At 73.6% G+C, this 18,600-nt stretch carries 17 protein-coding genes; 6 read left to right on the top strand and 11 right to left on the bottom strand.

Annotated elements, in window-relative coordinates; translation table 11 throughout:
* Window positions 1–9: 9 nt before the first annotated feature.
* Complete coding sequence (locus ACFY9V_RS01065; RefSeq protein WP_391158499.1) at window positions 10–861, bottom strand: NAD(P)H-binding protein; 852 nt, start codon at window positions 859–861, stop codon at window positions 10–12.
* 105 nt (window positions 862–966) lie between these two features.
* Here ACFY9V_RS01065 and ACFY9V_RS01060 point away from each other — a divergent pair, with 105 nt between their 5' ends.
* Entirely contained in the window at window positions 967–1,377 is a 411-nt protein-coding gene (locus tag ACFY9V_RS01060) for a winged helix-turn-helix transcriptional regulator (RefSeq protein ID WP_391158496.1), read from the top strand.
* 49 nt (window positions 1,378–1,426) lie between these two features.
* Here ACFY9V_RS01060 and ACFY9V_RS01055 read toward each other — a convergent pair whose 3' ends face one another.
* Window positions 1,427–1,873, bottom strand: coding sequence for a DUF1772 domain-containing protein (locus ACFY9V_RS01055; RefSeq protein ID WP_355339867.1), 447 nt, complete (start codon window positions 1,871–1,873; stop codon window positions 1,427–1,429).
* A gap of 97 nt (window positions 1,874–1,970) precedes the next feature.
* Here ACFY9V_RS01055 and ACFY9V_RS01050 point away from each other — a divergent pair, with 97 nt between their 5' ends.
* On the top strand, window positions 1,971–2,549 hold the full coding sequence (locus ACFY9V_RS01050) for a WHG domain-containing protein (RefSeq protein WP_391041751.1): 579 nt from the start codon (window positions 1,971–1,973) through the stop codon (window positions 2,547–2,549).
* A 39-nt stretch (window positions 2,550–2,588) separates the two neighbouring features.
* On the opposite strand, the gene ACFY9V_RS01045 is transcribed toward ACFY9V_RS01050, so the two are convergent.
* From ACFY9V_RS01045 to ACFY9V_RS01035, 3 genes are read right to left on the bottom strand one after another with little or no spacing between them, the layout of a single operon-like run.
* The gene (locus ACFY9V_RS01045; RefSeq protein ID WP_391158493.1) at window positions 2,589–2,810 is read right to left on the bottom strand and encodes a DUF397 domain-containing protein; all 222 of its coding nucleotides are present in this window, start codon (window positions 2,808–2,810) and stop codon (window positions 2,589–2,591) included.
* Window positions 2,811–2,830: 20 nt separating this feature from the next.
* Window positions 2,831–3,052 (bottom strand): DUF397 domain-containing protein, encoded by a 222-nt coding sequence (locus tag ACFY9V_RS01040; protein ID WP_391158492.1) that lies wholly within the window; start codon window positions 3,050–3,052, stop codon window positions 2,831–2,833.
* A 2-nt stretch (window positions 3,053–3,054) separates the two neighbouring features.
* Window positions 3,055–3,867 (bottom strand): helix-turn-helix transcriptional regulator, encoded by an 813-nt coding sequence (locus ACFY9V_RS01035; protein WP_355339879.1) that lies wholly within the window; start codon window positions 3,865–3,867, stop codon window positions 3,055–3,057.
* A 229-nt stretch (window positions 3,868–4,096) separates the two neighbouring features.
* Between ACFY9V_RS01035 and ACFY9V_RS01030 the strand changes: the two genes are divergently transcribed.
* On the top strand, window positions 4,097–4,615 hold the full coding sequence (locus ACFY9V_RS01030; RefSeq protein WP_391158490.1) for an ATP-binding protein: 519 nt from the start codon (window positions 4,097–4,099) through the stop codon (window positions 4,613–4,615).
* Window positions 4,616–5,155: 540 nt separating this feature from the next.
* Entirely contained in the window at window positions 5,156–5,665 is a 510-nt protein-coding gene (locus ACFY9V_RS01025) for a GNAT family N-acetyltransferase (RefSeq protein ID WP_391158488.1), read from the top strand.
* Window positions 5,666–6,850: 1,185 nt separating this feature from the next.
* Here the strand turns inward: ACFY9V_RS01025 and ACFY9V_RS01020 are convergent.
* Together ACFY9V_RS01020 and ACFY9V_RS01015 are read right to left on the bottom strand one after the other, a co-directional pair.
* Window positions 6,851–7,666 (bottom strand): ABC transporter permease, encoded by an 816-nt coding sequence (locus ACFY9V_RS01020; protein ID WP_391041743.1) that lies wholly within the window; start codon window positions 7,664–7,666, stop codon window positions 6,851–6,853.
* Window positions 7,663–8,604, bottom strand: a complete 942-nt coding sequence (locus ACFY9V_RS01015) for an ATP-binding cassette domain-containing protein (protein WP_391158486.1) — start codon at window positions 8,602–8,604, stop codon at window positions 7,663–7,665. The genes ACFY9V_RS01020 and ACFY9V_RS01015 overlap by 4 nt, the downstream gene beginning before the upstream one ends.
* A gap of 154 nt (window positions 8,605–8,758) precedes the next feature.
* Here ACFY9V_RS01015 and ACFY9V_RS01010 point away from each other — a divergent pair, with 154 nt between their 5' ends.
* Together ACFY9V_RS01010 and ACFY9V_RS01005 are read left to right on the top strand one after the other, a co-directional pair.
* Window positions 8,759–10,186, top strand: coding sequence for a histidine kinase (locus ACFY9V_RS01010; RefSeq protein WP_391158483.1), 1,428 nt, complete (start codon window positions 8,759–8,761; stop codon window positions 10,184–10,186).
* Window positions 10,183–10,890 carry a response regulator gene (locus ACFY9V_RS01005; protein ID WP_391158480.1) on the top strand — a complete coding sequence of 236 codons (708 nt, stop codon included), beginning with the start codon at window positions 10,183–10,185 and terminating at the stop codon, window positions 10,888–10,890. Before ACFY9V_RS01010 ends, ACFY9V_RS01005 begins: the two co-directional genes overlap by 4 nt.
* Window positions 10,891–10,950: 60 nt before the next feature.
* Here ACFY9V_RS01005 and ACFY9V_RS01000 read toward each other — a convergent pair whose 3' ends face one another.
* The 4 genes from ACFY9V_RS01000 to ACFY9V_RS00985 all read right to left on the bottom strand — a co-directional run bounded on the left by ACFY9V_RS01000 (window position 10,951) and on the right by ACFY9V_RS00985 (window position 18,530).
* Entirely contained in the window at window positions 10,951–11,763 is an 813-nt protein-coding gene (locus ACFY9V_RS01000) for a maleylpyruvate isomerase family mycothiol-dependent enzyme (RefSeq protein ID WP_391158478.1), read from the bottom strand.
* 115 nt (window positions 11,764–11,878) lie between these two features.
* Complete coding sequence (locus ACFY9V_RS00995) at window positions 11,879–12,835, bottom strand: IS481 family transposase (protein WP_391158477.1); 957 nt, start codon at window positions 12,833–12,835, stop codon at window positions 11,879–11,881.
* A gap of 102 nt (window positions 12,836–12,937) precedes the next feature.
* Window positions 12,938–14,293 carry a M1 family metallopeptidase gene (locus ACFY9V_RS00990; RefSeq protein WP_355339903.1) on the bottom strand — a complete coding sequence of 452 codons (1,356 nt, stop codon included), beginning with the start codon at window positions 14,291–14,293 and terminating at the stop codon, window positions 12,938–12,940.
* A 133-nt stretch (window positions 14,294–14,426) separates the two neighbouring features.
* Window positions 14,427–18,530, bottom strand: a complete 4,104-nt coding sequence (locus ACFY9V_RS00985) for a Pls/PosA family non-ribosomal peptide synthetase (protein ID WP_391158475.1) — start codon at window positions 18,528–18,530, stop codon at window positions 14,427–14,429.
* Between the last annotated feature and the right edge of the window lie 70 nt (window positions 18,531–18,600).

Below are 18,600 nucleotides of genomic sequence, written 5' to 3'. Positions count from 1 at the left end.
CTCGGCGCCTCAGCGGAAGGCGGCGATGTTACGGGTGACCCAGTCGCGGAAGGGGCGCGGGGCGCGGCCGAGGACGCGCTGGACGTCCGGGCTGATGGCCAACTCGGCCGGACGCGGGGCGGAGAGGATGTCGAGGGTGTCGTCGGCGAGTTCGGCCGGTACGAAGCGGGTCATCGCCAACCGGGCCTCGTCGCGGGTGAGTTCGTGGAACCGTACGGGCGAGTCGAGCGCGGCGGCGATGGCAGCGGCCTGCTGACGTGGAGTGATGACCTCGGGCCCGGTCAGCTCGTACACCCCGCCGCTGTGCGGGTCGTCCAGGAGGCAGGCCGCCGCGACCTCGGCGATGTCGGCCGGGTCGACGACCGGAACCCCCACGTCGCCGAAGGGCGCGGCGACCGTCCGCTCCGTACGCACGGACTCCGCCCAGGCCAGGGCGTTGGACGCGAAGCCGCCCGGTCGTACGATCGCCCAGTCCAGGCCGGAGCCGCGCAACGCGTCCTCCACCGCGCGCATCGCGACCCGCGACGGGTCGAGCGGCCTGGTCGACACGCCCTGCGAGGACAGCAGGACGACCCGGCGTACGCCGTGGGCCGCGGCGAGGGCGATGAGGTCGGCGGGCCTGGCTTCGGGGGCGTGCAAGTCGCCGGACAGGAGCAGGAACAGCGCCTTCGCTCCGTCCAACGCCGCTTTCAGGCTCGCCGGTTCGGCCAGGTCGGCCGACAAGTGGCTTACGCCGTGCGGCAGTTGCACCGAGCCGGTCGGGGGTCGCCGCGACACCGCCGTCACCTGCTCGCCCGCCTCGGCCAGCGCCTGCGTCAAAGGCCGGCCCACGTTTCCGGTCGCACCGGTCACCACGATCATGTTCGGCTCCTCGTTCCTGCTGCGTTATCCGTTGTGGCTACGGGGATTGACGCTAGGAGCCGGGCTTACTTTCCGTAAGGACATACCCCGAGGTAAGCTCCGGGCATGGAGGAAGGCGTGCAGCTGAAGCCGGTCGCGGCGGACCCTCGGTATGAGGTGTTTCACACCGACTGCCCCGCGCGCGACATGGTCGACCACGTGACCAGCCGGTGGGGCATCTGGGTGCTGATCTCCTTGCGGACCAACGACCTCCGGTTCTACGAGCTGCGCGACAGCATCCGGGGCATCAGCGAGAAGATGCTGGCGCAGACCTTGCGCGCCCTGGTCCAGGACGGCCTGATCTGGCGGGCGGTCGAGCCGACGACTCCTCCCCAAGTCACCTACGGCCTCACCGACTTCGGCCGCGACATCGGCGAGCCCCTCACCGACCTCTTCGACCGCATCACCCGCCGCCTCCCGCCGCCCTCGCCCGTCCCCGAAGGCGGCTCCACCCCGTCCTGGTCCCCTCGCCGCTGACCGCCGACACGGCGCGCGCATGCGCCCGGGCGGGGGCGGGGCGGCCCGGTCAGAGGAGGGCGGCGGCCAGGAAGGCGAAGGCGGCGATGATGACGGCGACGCGGACGTAGTGAAAGCGGTCCCAGCGATTCATCTGCTGCTTCCAGTCGGCGGGCCGATTCTCGGGGGTCCAGGTCTTGCTCTGGTTGTTGATGGGGACGAGCAGCAGGATCGACATGATCACGCTGACGATCAGCAGCGCGGCACCGGTGATGACGAGGCCGACACCGTCGTGGTGCCGTCCGGCGACGGCCCAGACGGCGGCGAGGACGAGCGAGCCGATGTACCAGAACGGCATCACGGCGCCGAGCATGCGACCCCCGTGGGCGCGGGCGAGCTGGCCGCTGTCGTCGGGGAGCGCGTTGAAGATCGGGTTCATGACGAAGGCGACGGAGAACTCCACCCCCACCATCACGCCGACGACCACGGTGGTGATGACCTCAAGTGCGTTGAGCATGGTGACCCTCCCGGAGATCAGGATCTAGCGTTGCTAGCCGTTGGTTCAACGCTAGACCTGCTACCGCTCGATTGTCTAGCGGTGCTAGAATCGAGTCATGTCGGTACAGGAACGCAAGGAGCGCGAACGGGCGGGCCGCGAACGCCTCATCGTGGCCACGGCCCGCGAACTCGCCGAGCGCCAGGGCTGGGACGCGGTCACCACGCGCCGCCTCGCCGAGCGCATCGAGTACAGCCAGCCCGTCCTCTACAGCCACTTCCGGGGGAAGCGCGAGATCATCGGCGCCGTCGCCCTCCAGGGCGCCGCCGAGATGGCCGTGGCGATACGGGCCGCGACCTCCGCCGTGGACGACCCGCGCGCCCGGGTCACCACCCTCGCCCGCACCTACCTGGACTTCGCCGAACGCAACCCGGCGGTCTACGACGCCATGTTCAACCTCGACGGCGGCCTCGCCTTCGCGCACGAGGACACGCCGGAGCCCCTGAAGGACGCCTTCGCCGCTCTGCTGGAGACCCTTGGCGAGGTGGCCGGGGACGGCGTCCACCCGGGGCTGTTCACCGAGCTGTTCTGGGCGTCCCTGCACGGACTCGCCACCCTGACCCGTGCCGGGCGGCTCCCGCCGGGGGACACCGAACGCAGAACCGAGCTGCTGGTCGACCGCCTCGCCGTCCTCTGACGCCCCGGCCCCGCCCCGACCCCGCGCCGGGGCGGACCGCTAGGCGGTGGGGAGTTGGCCGGACTTCACGGCGTCGATGAAGGCGGACCAGGAGGCGGTGGGGAAGGTGAGGGCGGGGCCGTGGGGGTCTTTGCTGTCGCGTACGGGGACGGTGCCGGGGAAGTTGTCGGCGACCTCGACGCAACTGTCCGGGTCCGCCCCGCCGCTGTAGGACGACTTGCGCCACTCGGCGGCGCTCAGGTTCGGTCCGGTGCTTGGCATGATCACTGGTCCTCGGACGTTCAGACGGTGGGGAGTTGGCCGGACTTCACGGCGTCGATGAAGGCGGACCAGGCGTCGGGGGAGAAGGTGAGGGCGGGGCCGTGGGGGTCTTTGGAGTCGCGTACGGGGACGGTGCCGGGGAAGTTGTCGGCGACCTCAATGCAACTGTCCGGCTCCGCGCCGCCGCTGTAGGACGACTTGCGCCACTTGGCGGCGCTCAGATTCAGTCCGGTGCTCTGCATGACTAGTGGTCCTCCAGTGCGGATCGGAGTATGTCCAAGGACTCGGTGGGCGACAGCGCGGAGTCCCGAAGTCGATCGTAGGACAAGCGCAGGTGGTCCACCTCCTCCGTTTCCTCTACGAGGTGGCCGGTCCAACTGCTCTCCACGTAGGCGACCGTCCGCCCGCTGGGGAGCCAGAGAAGCTGAAGCGGACTGGTCAGGAGGTTGTGCAGTCCGACGGAGAACGGCACCACTTGCAGAACGATGTTCGGCTGTTCGGCGGCCGACACCAGACGCTCCAACTGCTCGGTCCACACGCCCGCGTCACGGGGTGGCCTTCGAAGGACCGACTCGTCAAGCAAGCCCCGGTAGTTCAGTGGCTTCGCATCGATGAGACGGTCCTGCCGGGCGATGCGGGCGGTGACCTGTTGCGTCAGCAACTCTTCGCTCTTCGGCCCGCGCGTGCGCAGCAGCGCCTCGGCGTATCCAGGGGTCTGTAGGAGTCCGGGAACCGTGCTGACGGCGAACTCCTGGATGCTCGTCGCCTCCGCCTCCAAGTCCACAAAGCCCTGGAACCGGCTCTGCCCCGCCTCGCGCTTGGCGGCACGCCACAACTTGCTGAGCAGGTCACCGGTTCCGTACAGCCGGTCGAGCGCGTCGATGGCGTCGAGGGAGCCGAGCCGGACGCCCTTCTCCAGCCGTTGGAGATACGACGGGTCGTACTTGGAACGATCGGCGAGTTCGGCCAGCGTCCAACCGGCGCGCTCCCGCTGTCTGGTGAGTTCGGCCGCGAGCATCGCGCGTGGGCTGAGTTCGTCCTCGGCTCCGTCGATCATCCGAGCGCCCGTTCCTTTCGCCTTGCCTCCGTCGTGGGCAACGAGCCTGTGGCCAGCGCCGATTGGCAGCTCCGCCTGCGGGTTTCGCGGCGGCGGCCACGTACCCGGGCCCGTACCCCTTGCTGTTCGCGGGGTCAACGGCCGACCCCTGGCGATCGTATGGCTCCCGCCTCACGCTTGTGTACGGAAAGTGAGAATTCGATCACGCACGGAGAGACGGTAAGGCGCTATGTCGGGAGTTGCCGTAGAGGCGAAGGGCGGTGGCGCGCCGCCGCCCCCGCAGCCGTACACCGATCCACAAGAGCTGTGGCCCCCAACGGCGTTGGGAGTACGGCGCGCCCGTCACTCGCTGATGCGAACCCTTGCCGCGTGGCGGGCCGAACGCGACGTGGCCGAGGCCGCCTGCCTCGTCCTCGCCGAACTCGCCGCCAACGCCCAGCGCCACGGGCACGTTCCCGGCAAGCAGTTCGGCGTCAGCGCCCATCGGCTCGCCGACGGCCTGCTCCTCGAAGTCCACGACGCCGCCGGCGGTTCCTTACCCGTCCTCCTCGACGCCCCCACCCCTGATCTTGCCGCCGAACGCGGGCGCGGGCTCCTCCTCGTGGACGCCGTCACCCATGGCCGCTGGGGTGTCGCCCCGCGCGTCGGCGCCCCCGGCAAGGTCGTCTGGGCCCTCGTCCCGGCCCCTGCGTCTGCGCCTGCGCCTGCGCCGTGGGGCGACTCTGCGGTGCCGGGCCCCGCCCGCTGAGTCCCCACCGCATCCTCGGCCCTACCCTGTACGCGGGCGGCCTCGTCGCGACGCGGTTCGCCGCCTCTGCCCGACCCTTTGCACCTGGTTCAACCCGGGCTCTGCGCCCGGCAACTCCGCACGTCAGCAAGCCATTTCCCCGCGTACGCGGGGATGACCCCCGCACGCGGGCCAGCGGCCGGGGCGCGTCCTGCCGCTCCCCGCACACGCGGGGATGACCCCATCGGCCGCTTCGGCTTCGATGCGGCGATCTTCCGCTCCCCGCCCGCGTGGGGATGATCCCGGCGTGGTCGTCCACCACACCGTTACCCAGGGGCGGTCCCCGCGCCTGCGGGGATGACCGCTCGTCGGGACTCACCGACGCTGGAGGGGGCGTAGGGCCTCCCGTTTCTCCGACCGGGCGGTGCGGGGCGTACGGCGGGAGCTGCGGTCGCGGAGGGGAGCGGGGCACGTCGGAGGCTCGACTGCGTGCGTCGAGGCCGCTGACGGTCGATACGGGGTGGGTGCGGACGAAAGGGCGCCCCGTGTGATGCTGGCGGCATGAGTGATCAACCTGAGGTCGCCGTCGTCCGGTGGCCGGACCAGGCACCTTCGGCCGGGGACGGGCTGGCCGGGCTGGCCGGGCTGCTGGCGGCCTACCACCTGCGGACCGAGGCCGAGAAGGGGGAGCCGGTCGCGGGGGTGGACGGGCTGCCGGATCGGTACCGGGCGGAGATCACCGACCCTCGGAGCGCGTTCGCCGACGATGTCGTGCTGGTGGCGCTCGTGGGGGACGCCGCCGTGGGCTGCGTGGTGGTGACGCGTCCGGACCACGGGCACTCCGAGGTCAAGAGGCTCTGGACCGAAGCCGAGTTCCGTGGCCGGGGCGTCGCGTCCGCCCTGCTCGGCGCGGCGTTCGCGCAGGCGGCGGAGAACGGCGCGGATACGGTCCGGCTCTCGGTGTGGAAGTGGCGGACCGGGGCCATCGCGCTGTACGAACGGCTCGGCTTCACCGTCACCGACTCGTGGGACGAGCGGGAGCAACTGGTCTGCATGCGGCGCGCCTTGTGAGCGGTCGCCGTCATCTACTGACGGCCGCGCCATCGCGTATCGCGCGGCGACGGCACCGCGCGTCGTGACCCCGCGTCAGCCGGGACGGCGGCTGCCGAGGCGCGCGTCGACCAGGGCCCCGGCCCGCTCCACGAACCTCGTGACGACCTCAGCCGCTCCCCGCCCACGCCGTAGGGGCGGGTCACTCGCCTCAGCTCTCCGCTGTACGCGGACCGTCTCCACGCGCGCCGGGTCGCCGCATTTGCCCGACCCCCGCCACCTGATGAACTCCGCCCCCACCCGCCGACAAACCCCCACGCCACCGCGCACGCGGGGATGACCCGGCCGCGACGCAGGCCGAGAGCGCCGAACTGGCCCGCCCCCCCGCGCACGCGGGCATGACCCCGACCCAGGCGGATATCGCCTCCCAGATGAGGGCTGCCCCCGCGCACGCGGGGATGAACCCTGCGGGGCGGTCGTGGCCGCGTTGAACAGGAACCGCCCCCCGCCCACGCGGGGATGACCCCGTCCAGTTCGGCGACCGCGCCCGGTACAAGCGCTCCCCTCGCCCGCGCACGTGGGGATGACCCCGGCAGGACGGCTCGCTGGCGCTGAGCATCTACCTGCCCCCCCACGCGGGGATGACCCCAGGCGGCGCCACGTCTCCGGCCCCACGAGACCCTGCCCCCGCGCAGGCGGGGATGACCCGAACCTCGGCACCCGCGTCCACACCCGGGCGCATGCTGCCCCCGCGCACGCGGGGATGACCCCTGGCGGCCGGGGAACGGTGGGGCAGTAGGCCCCTGCCCCCGCGCTCAAGGGGGATGACCCTCGGTCGTCGTGCTCGGCCTCTTCGGTTACGGGCTGCCCCCCGCGCACGCGGGGATGCCCCCCGCACGCGGACCAGCGGCCGGGGCGCGTCCTGCCGCTCCCCGCGCACGCGGGGATGACCCCCCGGCCGCTTCCAGGTCCCGGCGCACCAGCGCCCTGCCCCCCCCGCACGCGGAGATGCCCCCCGGACGCCGCCGCGACGGCCCACCGTCGCCGACCTCGCCCCGCCGCCCCGGCGCGCCCGGCGCCCCGGCCCCCCCGCCGCCCCGGCGCGCCCGCCGTCCCGGCCCCCTCCACCCCGGCGCGCCCCCCGCCCGGGCCCGCCGCCCCCCGACGGCGAGGTCAAGGCGAAGCGCAGCCCCCGCCGGGGCGGCGTTATTGGTCGCGGCGGGGGACCGTCAGGAGGACGAGGAGGGCGGGGGCGGCGGCCCAGGCGGCGAAGGTGAGCCAGGCGCCGGGGATGGTGGAGGGGTAGGGGGCGTGGAGGATGGCGATGGGGAGGGTGAGGCGGTACCAGGCGTTGAAGGGGAGCGCGTGGGTGAGAGTGGCGCTGAGGTGGGTGCGGTCGGTGATGGAGACGGGGAGGATGAAGGCGAGAAGGAACAGCGTGACCATGGTGGCGACGCTGTGGCGGATGACGGCGCCGAGCCCGAGGCCGATGAGGGCGCCGAGCGGGGCGAGCACGGCGGAGGCGGCGGTGATGCGGAGGGCGACGGGGTCGGTGAGGGGGACGCCGGTGTAACGGCCGTACAAAATGGCCGCGTCGCACCAGACGGAGGCGGCGACGGTGAGGACGCCGAAGACGGCGGCGACCGCCGTCACGACCAGGACCTTGGCGGTCATGACCTCCCGGCGGGCGGGGACGGCGCAGAACGTCGTACGGAGCAGGCCGGTGGTCTGTTCGCTGAGGATCGCGATGGCGCCCACCGCGCCCATGGCCAGCAGGACCCAGGCGGCGGCGGGACGGCTGAACGCCTCTTGCAGGGCGCCGTGCGCGGTGAACGGGGGCGGCCCTGAGTGCCAGTGCGCGCGGGCGGCGCGCGCGGCGTTGGCGTTCACGCCGACCGCGGCCAGGGCGCTGAGCAGCACGAACCACGGGATGGACCGCAGCGACCACAGTTTGATCCACTCCGCCGCCAGCAAGTCCCAGAAGCGGGGCGCGGGTTCGAGAAGGCCGGATTCCGTACTCATGACCGCTCTCCCGACTCCGCCGCGTACTCCACGCTCGTACCTGTCAGTTCCATGAACGCCTGCTCCAACGAGCCGTTCCGTGTCGTCAGTTGGTGGATGAGGATGCCGCTCTCCACGGCGATCCCCGCGATCCTCACGGCGTCCATCCCGGAGCCTTCGGCAGCCGTCACCGTGAGCAGGCCGTCCGGCGCCTGCGTCACCCGGGCGCCCGCTCGCGTGAGCGCGGTCACCAGCCCCGCGGGGTCGTCGGCGCGGACCTCGACGACCTGTCCGCGCTGCCGCGCGCCGCGCGCGGCGAAGGCGGAAACGCTCTCGTCGGCGAGGAGTCGACCCCGGCCGAGGACGACGAGCCGGTCGGCGGTGTGCTCCATCTCCGTCATGAGGTGGCTGCTGACGAAGACGGTGCGCCCCTCGGCGGCCAGCCGTCTGAACAGCGCCCGGACGAAGAGCACGCCCTCGGGGTCGAGCCCGTTCAGCGGCTCGTCGAAGAGCAGCACCGGCGGATCGCCGAGCAACGCGCCCGCGATGCCGAGCCGTTGCCGCATGCCGAGCGAGAAACCGCCGATGCGCCGGCCGGCGGCGTCGCCGAGACCGACCTCGCGCAGGACGGTGTCGATCCGGCCGCGCGGAACGGCGTTGCTGCGGGCCAGGAAGCGGAGATGGTCGTACGCGGTGCGCCCGCCGTGCGCGTCGCCCGCGTCGAGCAGCGCGCCGACGTGGCGCAGGCCCCGGCGGCGGGTCCGGAAGTCGTGGCCGTTGATGGTCGCGGTGCCGCCAGTGGGGGCGTGCAGGCCGACGAGCATCCGCAAAGTGGTGCTCTTGCCCGAGCCGTTGGGGCCGAGGAAGCCGGTGACGTGGCCGGGGCGGACGGTGAAGGACAGGTCGTTGACGGCGGTGGTCCGGCCGTAGCGCTTGGTGAGATGGCTGACTTCGATCACGGGACCACGCTGCCGTCCGGAGCGGCGCGGGGTCATCGGCCGCCGGAGGACGTCCCCTGTCCGCCGGTCGCGGAACGGTCCGCCCCGCCGTACGCCCACGGGCTTACGTCCCCGGGTGAATGCCCAGGTGGGGGACGGTCGTTACGCTCGGAGCATGGACCTGGGCAGGGAGCTGAGCATGGACTTCACCCACTCACCGCTCAAACGCCTCTCCCGCGTACGGCCGGGTACGTGGATGGCGCTGATCTGGTTCGCGGTCACCGCGTACACCGTCTTCGAGCAGACGCAGACCCGCGGCCTCAGCGTCCTCGACCTGAGCCTCGGCAACCAGTTGGACGAAGTCCTCGCGGCCGTCCTCGTCCTGGCCGCCGCGCGCCGCGAGCGCCGCCCGCTCCCCGCCCTGTGCCTGCTGCTCACCGGGACCGTCTGCTCGGTGTTGGCCATGGCGGTGGGGGACATCCCGCTGTTGCAGTTCCTCGCGGTGGACGTGGCGGTCTGCTATCTGGCGGCGACGCAGCCGCTGCGCACGTCGGCGACGGCGGGCGTGCTGGCGCTGGCCACGCTGGTCGGCTACTCGGGCGGTCGCGCGCTGCTCGGCTACGAGACCGACGCGACGACGACGCTGACGGCCGCGCTCACGACGGCGATCGTGTGGCTGGTCGGCAACGCGGTGTGGCAGCGCCACGCGCACGCGGAGGCGTTGCGCGCGGAGGCGACGGAACGGGCGATCACGTCCGAACGCCTGCGGATCGCACGGGAGTTGCACGACATAGTCGCGCACACCATCGGGATCGTCGCGCTCCAGGCCGGTGCGGCGCGGCAGGTCTTCGACACCCAGCCGGACCGCGCCCGCGCCGCGCTCGGCGAGATCGAGACGGCGGGGCGGGAGACGCTGACCGGGCTGCGCCGCATGCTCGGCGCCCTGCGCGAGGCGGACGGGAACGGCGCGGACGGGAACGGCACGGACGGGAACGGCGCGGACGCGAACAGCGCGCAGGGGAACGGCTCTGCCGGGACGGGCGCGACCGGGCGCGGCGCGCACGCGGGCGGCGCCCACGCGGGCGGAGACGGTACGCGCGAGGCCGTACGGCCCGCCCCCGCGCCGGGAATCGCCGACGTGCCCCGGCTCGCCGAGACCACGACGGCCGCGGGCGTGCGCGTGGACGTGACCTGGTCCGGCGTACGGCGCCAACTCCCGCCGGAGATCGAGCTGTCGGCGTACCGCATCGTCCAGGAGGCGGTGACGAACGTCGTACGGCACGCGGGCGCGCGGTCCTGCGCGGTGACCATCGACTTCCGTGCGGCGGAGCTGGCCGTCGAGGTCAGCAACCCGGGCGCGGACCCGGAGCCGCACCCGGCGCGTACGACGACGCACGGCGTACGGGCCCCGGCACGCGGCGGCTACGGCATCGTCGGCATGCGCGAGCGCGTCGGACTGCTGCACGGCGACTTCTCGGCGCAGCCGCGCCCGGACGGCGGCTTCCGCGTGACGGCCCGGCTGCCGGTTCCGCCCCAGGAGGCCCAACCAGCTCCCGACGCGGGGACGTTCACGTGTATGCCGGTCGCGGAGCCCGTCCGATGACCGCCGACGCCGCCGGACCTGCGGTCCCCGTGCGCGTCCTCCTCGTCGACGACCAGCCCCTCGTCCGCGCCTCCCTCGACATGATCATCACCGACGCGCCGGACCTCGCGGTGGTCGGCGAGGCGGGTACGGGCGAGGACGCCGTACGGCTGAGCGCCGAACTGCGGCCGGACGTCGTCGTCATGGACATCCGCATGCCCGGCATGGACGGCATCGAGGCGACGCGCCGGATCACCGAGGACCCGGTGTACGCGACCGCGGTCCCGCGCGTCCTCGTGCTGACGACCTTCGACCAGGACGACCACGTCTACGGGGCGTTGCGCGCGGGCGCGTCCGGGTTCCTGGTCAAGGACATGGCGCTGGACGACATCCTGGCCGCGATCCGCGTCGTGGCGGCGGGCGACGGCCTCATCGCCCCGGCCGTCACGCGCCGCCTGATCGCGCACTTCGCCCAACAGCCGCCGCCCGCGGGGCCGGTGGACGCACACGCTCCCGCGCGGCTGGCCGCCGTCACCGACCGCGAACGCCAGATCCTCACCCTCGTGGGCCTCGGCCGCGCCAACGCCGAGATCGCCGCCGAGCTCTTCATCAGCGGCGCGACCGTCAAGACGTACATCTCCCGCCTGCTCACGAAGCTGGACGCCCGCGACCGGGTCCAGCTGGTCATCATCGCGTACGAGTCGGGCCTCGTCGGCACGGCCTGAGCGCTGCCTGAGCACGGAGTCGGCACCCCGGCTCAAAGACCCCGGCTCAAAGACTCCGGCTCAGGGCGCCGTGAACAGCGTCGGGAAGCGCGGCGCGAGCCAGGGCCTGCGGCCCCAGGCCAGGATCGCGCCGCGCGCGAGCGCGTTCGTGGTGGTGCGGCGGCCGAGGGCGATGAGGAGGAAGGTGACGGGCTCGGTGACGATCGTGCAGTCGGGGCGGCGCGGCGGGGCGTCGGTCACGGCGAGGGCCCCGTCGGTGAAGGTGGCCGTGAAGCGGGGGCCGCCGCGCAGGCGGAGGTCGTAGCAGGCGGTGTGCCCGGCGGCGGTGCGGGGTTCGACGACGCGGGGCATGGCCGTCATGAGGAACGGGACGGTGAGCAGGGCCCGTTGGGGGCTGACCATGTGGGGGCGGCGGAGGGCGACGGCGATGTCGTAGCCGTGTCCGAGCATGTGGGCGAGCAGATACGCGCCGAGGTGGCCGAGGTCCATGGGGCCCATCGGGGTGGCCAGTTGGGCGTCCGGCTCCCTGGACGGCGCCGTGTCCGTGAACGCCCGCGCGTGCCGGACGATCCCGGCCGCCAGGATCGCCGGGTCGCGCTCGGTAAAGGCTTCCAGGGACGCGGTGTTGGCAGCGGCCAGGCCGCCCGGCGTCCCGTCGCCGTACGACCGCTCGCGCCCGGCGGCGAGGTCCGCCATCAGGGCGTTGGCCAGCATCAGATGCGCCGCCGCCTCCCCAACCGTCCACCGCGCGCCGGGAATCGGCACGGCCATGTCCGAGGGCGACCGCAGCAGCGCCGCGATCCGCTCGGCGACGGCCGGGACGGCCACGGACAGCGGCGAGTCCGCGCTGACCAGGGGGCTGGGTACCGTCATGGTGCAGAAGAGTGACCGAGCCCGCCGCTTCTGTCCAGGGTGCGCGTCGCGCGACGCGGCCCACGACCGCGGCTCCCTGCTCCCCGCCCGCGCCCGGCCCCCCGGCGGACACGCCCTAGGTGTATTGACCTGGAGGGTTGTTGACGCGGGTGATGGGTGGCTGGCCGCCGAGTGCGGTGTGGGTGCGGTGGTGGTTGTAGGTGTGGAGGAAGTCTGCCAGGGCTGCGGTCCGCTGGTCGTTGGTGGTGTAGGGCTGTTGGTAGGCCCATTCGTCGAGCAGGGTGCGGTTGAAGCGTTCGACCTTGCCGTTGGTCTGCGGGCGGTAGGGGCGGGTGAGTTTGCCGGTCGCGCCGAGGTCGGTCAGGGCCTGCTTCCACAGGGCGCTTTTGCGGTAGGACCAGGCGTTGTCGGTCAGGACGCGTTCGATGCGGGTGATGCCGGTGGTGGCGAAGAAGGCTGCTGCGCGGCGGAGGAAGTCTGCGCAGGTGGCGGCTTTCTCGTCGGGGTGGACTTCGCTGTAGGCCAGGCGTGTGTGGTCGTCGACGGCGGAGTGGATGTAGTCGAAGCCGGCACCCGGTCTCCCGGCCCGGGTGGCCTGGCGGCCGCGGGTGCGCCAGCCGCCGCCGTCGGGGATCCGGCCGGGTTTCTTGACGTCGATGTGGATCAGTTCGCCGGGGCGGTCGCGTTCGTAGCGGCGGATGATGTCGCCGGTGGGCCGGTCGATGTATGCCAGGCGGTTCAGGCCGTGGCGGACCAGGACCCGGTGCACGGTCGAGGCGGGCATGCCCAGGACCGGGCCGATCCGGGCCGGCCCGAGCTTGCGGGCCTGGCGCAGCTCGCACACGCGGGCCTCGACCGCGGCCGGGGTGCGGTGCGGTGTCCTGTGCGGCCGGCTGGAGCGGTCGTGCAGACCGGCTTCGCCCTCGGCCCGCCACCGCCTGACCCACTTGTGGGCCGTGGTCCGCGAGATCCCCATCTCGGCTGCGACATGCGCCACCGGGCGGCCCGAGCGGACACGCTCGACGAGGATCCGTCTGCCGTGAACGGTCAGCCGGGCATTACGGTGGGACACGAAGACCTCCGTGCGGTGCGTTCCTAGACAGCTCCACCACACCGGAGGTCTTCGCCATGATCAAGCACCGGCACATGTCAACAACGCTCGTGATCAATACACCTAGAGCCGGGGCAGCGGTGTGCGGTGGACCCAGGCGGTGAAGAGCGGGTCGAGCGAGTCGGCGCTGTAGCGCGCCGCGTGCGCGGCGAGGTCGGCCGTGACCACCGTCGAGTGGCGGTTTATGGTCGTCCACGCCTTGAGCATCCGGAAGAACGCGCCCTCGCCGAGGGCCAGTCGCAGGGCGTGGACGGTGAGGCCGCCGCGCTGGTAGAGGCGGTCGTCGAACATCAGACGGCGTCCCGGGTCGCCCAGGCGCAGGTCCTGCGGGAGCCGGGAGAGGCGGTCGTGGGCGGTGGCGGCGTGCGCGGCGGCGAGCGGGCCGCCGGTGTGCTCCGACCACAGCCACTCGGCGTATTTGGCGAAGCCCTCATTGAGCCAGATGTGCCGCCAGTCGCCGATGGACAGGCTGTTGCCGAACCACTGGTGGGCCAGCTCGTGGGCGACCAGCCGTTCCCAATGCCGCCTGCCCCCCAGGTGGTTGGTGCCGAAGGTGGCCATGCCTTGCGCCTCCACCGGCACGTCCAGCTCCTCGTCGGCGACGACCACCGCGTACTCGCCGAACGGATACGGACCGAAGACGTCCTCGAAGAAGTCCATCATGCGGGTCTGCCGCTCGAAGTCGACGGCGAATTCGCCGCGCAGCCCCGCCGGTACGTAACCGGTCTGCGGTACCGGGCGGCGCGGTGCGAACAGCGAGGCGCCGCCGGTGAGCTGGACCGTCTCGTAGCGGCCGATCGACACCGTCACCAGATAGCTGGACGTGGGCGCCGCCTGCTCGTAGACCCACGTGGTGCTGCTGGCCTTGGTGGTCCTGGACAGCAGCCGCCCGCCGACGACCACGGTGTACGCGGACGGCGCGGTGACCGCGATCTGGTACGACGCCTTGTCCGCGGGCCGGTCGTTGCACGGGTACCAGGACGGCGCGCCGACCGGCTGGCTCGCCACCAGCGCGCCGTCGGTCAGCTCCTCCCAGCCCAGGCCGCCCCACTGGCTGTTGATGGGCTGCGGGTTGCCGGTGTAGGCCACCTCGACGGTGAAGGCCGCGCCCGCCTCGACCGGCTTCGCGGGCCGTACGCGCAGCCGTCCCGCCCGGTGCGTGTAGTGCGCGGGCCGCCCGTCGACCACGACCCGCTGGAGCCTGAAGTCGGCCAGGTCCAGGGCGAATTCACGCAGCGGCGCGCCGCCCGCGACCGCGCTGAGCCGCGCCGTGCCGCGCAGCCGGTTGGACGCGGGCCGGTAGTCCAGGGCCAGTTCGTACCGGTGGACGCCGTAACGGCTGTCGCCGTGCGCGGGGAAGTACGGGTCCGCCGCCCCCGGCCCGGCTGCTCGCTTCTGGCTCAACGGTTCCTCGCTCATCGTTCCCACCGGGCCGCACCCCCGTACGGCCTGGTCGTTCCCCCGGACGGGCCGGGCACACGTGCCGGCGCGCCGGCACGTGGCGCGCCGCCCGACGGACCGCGTCCGCCCCCGCCCGGCCGCGGACGACCTCTCACGCCTCGCCCCGCCGCGCGGGCGGCTCCTCCTCGAACCACACCTCGGCCGGATTCCCCAGCCAGCGGCTGTCCGCGGGGATGGACTCGGCGCGCATCACCAGGGACGCGGGCCCCAGGGTGCTGCGGGCGCCGATCTCGCTGCCGGGCAGCACGATGCCACCGGGACCGAGGGTCGCGCCCGTGCGGAGCACCACCGTATCCATGCGCATGATCCGGTCGTGGAAGAGGTGGGTCTGAAGGACGCAGCCGCGGTTGACGCTGACGCCGTCCTCCAGGGTGACGAGGTCGGCCTCGGGCAGCCAGTAACTCTCGCACCACACGCCCCGGCCGATGTGCGCGCCGAGCCCGCGCAGCCACAGGCTCATCACGGCGGTGCCGGGCACCGCGCCGACCAGCCACGGCACGGCCAGCACCTCCACGAAGGTGTCGGCCAGCTCGTTGCGCCACACGAAACCGCTCCACAGCGGGCGCTCGACCGCCCGGAAGCGGCCCACGAGCAGCCACTTCGCGGCGATCGACACCAGCGCGGCGGCGCCGCCCGCGGCCAGCAGCACCGGCCCCGACAGCAGCGCCACCGCCAGGACGCCCGCGTCGCGGGCCAGCCGGGCCAGCACGGCCAGGACGAGTACGGCCAGCGCGGCGGAGGCCAGCACCGGCACCAGGCGGCAGACCTCGACCAGCCCGCGCGCCCACACCAGCCGTACCGGCGGCGCGTACGTCAGGCTCTGGTCGGCGTCGTCGGCCGTGCGCGGCAGCCGTACCGGCGGCATGCCCAGGTACGAGCGGCCCTCCTTGGCCTTCTTCGGCGTCGCCGACAGCACCCCGACCAGGCCGCGGTCCGGGACGGCGCGCCCCGGCGCCGTCATCCCCGAATTGCCGAGGAACGCGCGCTCGCCGATCTCGGCCGCGCCGATCCGCAGCCAGCCGCCGCCGAGTTGGTACGGGGCGACGAGGACGTCGTCGGCGAGGAACGCGCCGTCGCCGACGGTGGTGAGGCTCGGCATCGCCAGCACCGTGGAGACCTCGGCGCCGCTGCCGACCTTCATGCCGAGCGCCCGCAGCCACACGGGCGTGATCAGGCCCGCGTACAGCGGGAAGAGCTTGTCGCGGGCGGCGTCCATGAGCTGGATGACCGTCCAGGACTGCCAGCCGACGCGGCTGTGCAGCGGGTGCCAGCCGGGCCGCAGGCCCAGGCTCAGCAGCCGGACGGCGGCGATCAGCAGCGCCGCGTACACCAGCGCGAAGGCGAGGGTGGCGGGGACGAGCGCGATGAGCGCGCCCCGCGCGGCGGCGCCGAGACCGCTGTGGGCGGGCACCAGGCAGGCCGCGACGGCCAGCGCCGCGAGCCCGGCGATCAGCGGCAGCAGCGTCACGCCGACGCCGCTCGCGCCGTACGCCGCCGCCCAGCGGGCCCGGCGCGCGGGCCGCTGCTTGGGCCAGCGCCGCTCGGCCTTACCGACCTTGACGGCGGGCGCGCCCGCCCAGCTCTGCCCGGTCGGCACCTGCCCGGTGACGCTGGACCCGGCCGTGATCTGCGCGCGCTTGCCGATCCTGGCGCCCGGCAGGAGTGTGCTGCGGGTGCCGACGACGGCGCCGGAGCCGACCTTCACCGGGCCGACCTCGAGCCGGTCGCCGTCCAGCCAGTACCCGGCGAGGTCGACCTCGGCCTCGACCGCGCAGCCCCGGCCGAGCTTGAGCATGCCGGTGACCGGCGGCAGCGAGTGCAGGTCCACGTCCGGGCCGATCCGCGCGCCGAGCGCCCGGCCGTACCGGATCAGCCAGGCCCCGGACAGCGAGGTCGCGCCGGTCGCCTCGGCCAGCCGCTCGGCCGCCCACAGCCGCAGGTGGACGCCGCCGCCGCGCGGATAGCTGCCGGGGGTCAGCCCGCGCAGCAGCAGCCGGGCCCCGGCCGCGGCCAGCGCGAGGCGGCCGGGCGGGCTGAAGAGCAGGACGGCCCCGGCGGCGACCAGCCACCAGGACGCGGTGGGCGCCCACGGGTAGTGGCCGGTCCAGGCCAGCGTGTTGCCCAGCGCCAGCAGCCCGGTCGTCCAGCGCAGCCCGGTCAGCGCGAACAGCGGCAGCAGCGCGAGCAGTTGGACGGCCTTGGCGCGGGCGGGCACCGGCGCGATCTCGCGGGCCGGGCGGTCGTCCCGTACGGAACGGTCCAGCATCCTGGCCAGCTTCCGCACGGTCGGCGCCTGGTAGATGTCGACGACGGCCACCGACGGGAAGCGGGTCCGCAGCAGCGTCGTGAGCTGGGCCGCGGCCAGACTGCCGCCGCCGATCGCGAAGAAGTCGTCGCGCGCCTCGACCACCGGCACACCGAGGACTTCGGTCCACTGCTCGGCCACCCACGCCTCGGTGCCGCGCAGCGGCTCGGCGGCCTCCTCGCCGGGCGCGGGGCCCGCCGACTCCGGCAGCGGCCAGGGCAGCGCGGCCCTGTCCACCTTCCCCGAGGTGCGGGTCGGCAGGCCGGGGACGGTCGCCAGCAGCGGTACGAGGGCGGCGGGCAGCTTCGTGGACAGCTCCGCGACGGCCGCGGCCCGGTCCCAGCCCTCGCCCGCCACCACGTAACCGACCAGCAGCTGATTGCCGCGCCTGGTCGTGCGTACGGCGGCGGCTGCCCCCGCCACGCCCGGCAGCGCCTGGAGCGCCGCGTCCACCTCGCCCAGCTCGATCCGGCGCCCGCCGAGCTTGACCTGCTCGTCGGCGCGGCCCAGGAACAGCAGCCCCTCGGGCTCGGCGCGCACGAGGTCGCCGCTGCGGTACGCGCGCGCCCAGCCCATCGACTCCAGCGGCGCGTACTTCTCCGCGTCCTTCTCGGCGTCGAGATACCGGGCCAGGCCGACGCCGCCGATGATGAGCTGGCCGCTGCCGCCCATCGGCACCGGCTCGCCCGCCTCGTCCACCACGGCCAGCTCCCAGCCGTCCAGCGGCAGCCCGATCCGTACCGGGCCCTCGCCGGTCAGCAGCGCCGCGCAGGCGACGACGGTGGCCTCGGTCGGGCCGTAGGTGTTCCAGACCTCGCGCCCCTCGGTGACCAGCCGCTCGACCAGCTCCGGCGGGCACGCCTCGCCGCCGAAGATCAGCAGCCGCACCTCGTTCAGCGCCTCGGCGGGCCACAGCGCGGCCAGCGTCGGCACCGTCGAGACCACCGTGATCTCCTGCTCGGCCAGCCACGGCCCGAGGTCGCTGCCGCCGCGCACCTGCGAGCGGGGGACCGGGACCAGGCAGGCGCCGTTGCGCCAGGCCAGCCACATCTCCTCGCACGAGGCGTCGAAGGCCACCGACAGGCTCGCCATCACGCGGTCGCCGGGACCGATCGGCTCGTCCTGGAGGAACAGCGCGGCCTCGGCGTCCACGAACGCCGCCGCGTTGCGGTGCGTGACCGCGACGCCCTTGGGGCGGCCGGTCGAGCCCGAGGTGAAGATGATCCAGGCGTCGTCGTCGGGGGAGGGGCGGCGCGGGGCTTTCGACGCGGGCGTGTCGTTCGGCGCGTGACGGGTGCCGGTCAGGGTGGTGGCGTGACGGGTGCCGGTCACGGTGGTGGCGTGACGGGTGCTGGTCACGGCGGTGGTGTGAGGGGTGCCGGTCCGGGCGGTGGCGTGAGGGGTGCCGGTCGGCGCGTGAGGTGCGCCGGTCAGGGTGAGGGCGCGGTCCGCGCCCAGTACGGCGGCCACCCGCGCCTCGCCGAAGACCAGCTCGGCCCGCTCGTCCGGGTCCTCGGCGTCCACCGGGACGTAGGCGGCGCCCGCCGCGAGCACGGCCAGGATGCTGACGTACAGGTCGTTGCTGCCCGAGGGGACCCGGACGCCGACCCGGTCGCCCGGCCCGATCCCGGCCGCCGCGAGCCCGCGCCGCAGCGTCTCGACCTCGGCGGCCAGCGCGCGGTACGTCAGCGCGGTGCGCCCGTCGTCCAGCGCGGGCTCCTGCGGGTGCGCGAGGACGGTCGCGTCGAGCACGTCCAGCAGCGTCCGCGCCCCGGCGGCCGTACCTCCCGCGAAGTGGGCGTGCGGAACGCTCGGCCGTTCGGCCGCGTCCAGCACTCCCAGCAGCAGGTCCACATCCCGCAGCGGGTCGCTCTCCACGCTCAGATCCATGCGCTCCTCGTCCCTCGTCCCCCGTCCGGGGGCCCGGCACCCTGCTCAGGCGTACAAAGCAAGACAAGCC

The organism is Streptomyces sp. NPDC008317, assembly GCF_042955955.1.
In the GTDB taxonomy this organism is placed as follows: Bacteria; Actinomycetota; Actinomycetes; order Streptomycetales; family Streptomycetaceae; genus Actinacidiphila.
This window is presented reverse-complemented; position numbering and strand designations above follow the sequence as displayed.

What these genes read in the sequence shown, in the direction of transcription:
- ACFY9V_RS01065 (WP_391158499.1), bottom strand. Translation starts at nt 861, where the DNA reads ATGATCGTGGTGACCGGTGCGACCGGAAACGTGGGCCGGCCTTTGACG.
- ACFY9V_RS01060 (WP_391158496.1), top strand. Translation starts at nt 967, where the DNA reads ATGGAGGAAGGCGTGCAGCTGAAGCCGGTCGCGGCGGACCCTCGGTAT.
- ACFY9V_RS01055 (WP_355339867.1), bottom strand. Translation starts at nt 1,873, where the DNA reads ATGCTCAACGCACTTGAGGTCATCACCACCGTGGTCGTCGGCGTGATG.
- ACFY9V_RS01050 (WP_391041751.1), top strand. Translation starts at nt 1,971, where the DNA reads ATGTCGGTACAGGAACGCAAGGAGCGCGAACGGGCGGGCCGCGAACGC.
- ACFY9V_RS01045 (WP_391158493.1), bottom strand. Translation starts at nt 2,810, where the DNA reads ATGCCAAGCACCGGACCGAACCTGAGCGCCGCCGAGTGGCGCAAGTCG.
- ACFY9V_RS01040 (WP_391158492.1), bottom strand. Translation starts at nt 3,052, where the DNA reads ATGCAGAGCACCGGACTGAATCTGAGCGCCGCCAAGTGGCGCAAGTCG.
- ACFY9V_RS01035 (WP_355339879.1), bottom strand. Translation starts at nt 3,867, where the DNA reads ATGATCGACGGAGCCGAGGACGAACTCAGCCCACGCGCGATGCTCGCG.
- ACFY9V_RS01030 (WP_391158490.1), top strand. Translation starts at nt 4,097, where the DNA reads ATGTCGGGAGTTGCCGTAGAGGCGAAGGGCGGTGGCGCGCCGCCGCCC.
- ACFY9V_RS01025 (WP_391158488.1), top strand. Translation starts at nt 5,156, where the DNA reads ATGAGTGATCAACCTGAGGTCGCCGTCGTCCGGTGGCCGGACCAGGCA.
- ACFY9V_RS01020 (WP_391041743.1), bottom strand. Translation starts at nt 7,666, where the DNA reads ATGAGTACGGAATCCGGCCTTCTCGAACCCGCGCCCCGCTTCTGGGAC.
- ACFY9V_RS01010 (WP_391158483.1), top strand. Translation starts at nt 8,759, where the DNA reads ATGGACCTGGGCAGGGAGCTGAGCATGGACTTCACCCACTCACCGCTC.
- ACFY9V_RS01005 (WP_391158480.1), top strand. Translation starts at nt 10,183, where the DNA reads ATGACCGCCGACGCCGCCGGACCTGCGGTCCCCGTGCGCGTCCTCCTC.
- ACFY9V_RS01000 (WP_391158478.1), bottom strand. Translation starts at nt 11,763, where the DNA reads ATGACGGTACCCAGCCCCCTGGTCAGCGCGGACTCGCCGCTGTCCGTG.
- ACFY9V_RS00990 (WP_355339903.1), bottom strand. Translation starts at nt 14,293, where the DNA reads ATGAGCGAGGAACCGTTGAGCCAGAAGCGAGCAGCCGGGCCGGGGGCG.
- ACFY9V_RS00985 (WP_391158475.1), bottom strand. Translation starts at nt 18,530, where the DNA reads ATGGATCTGAGCGTGGAGAGCGACCCGCTGCGGGATGTGGACCTGCTG.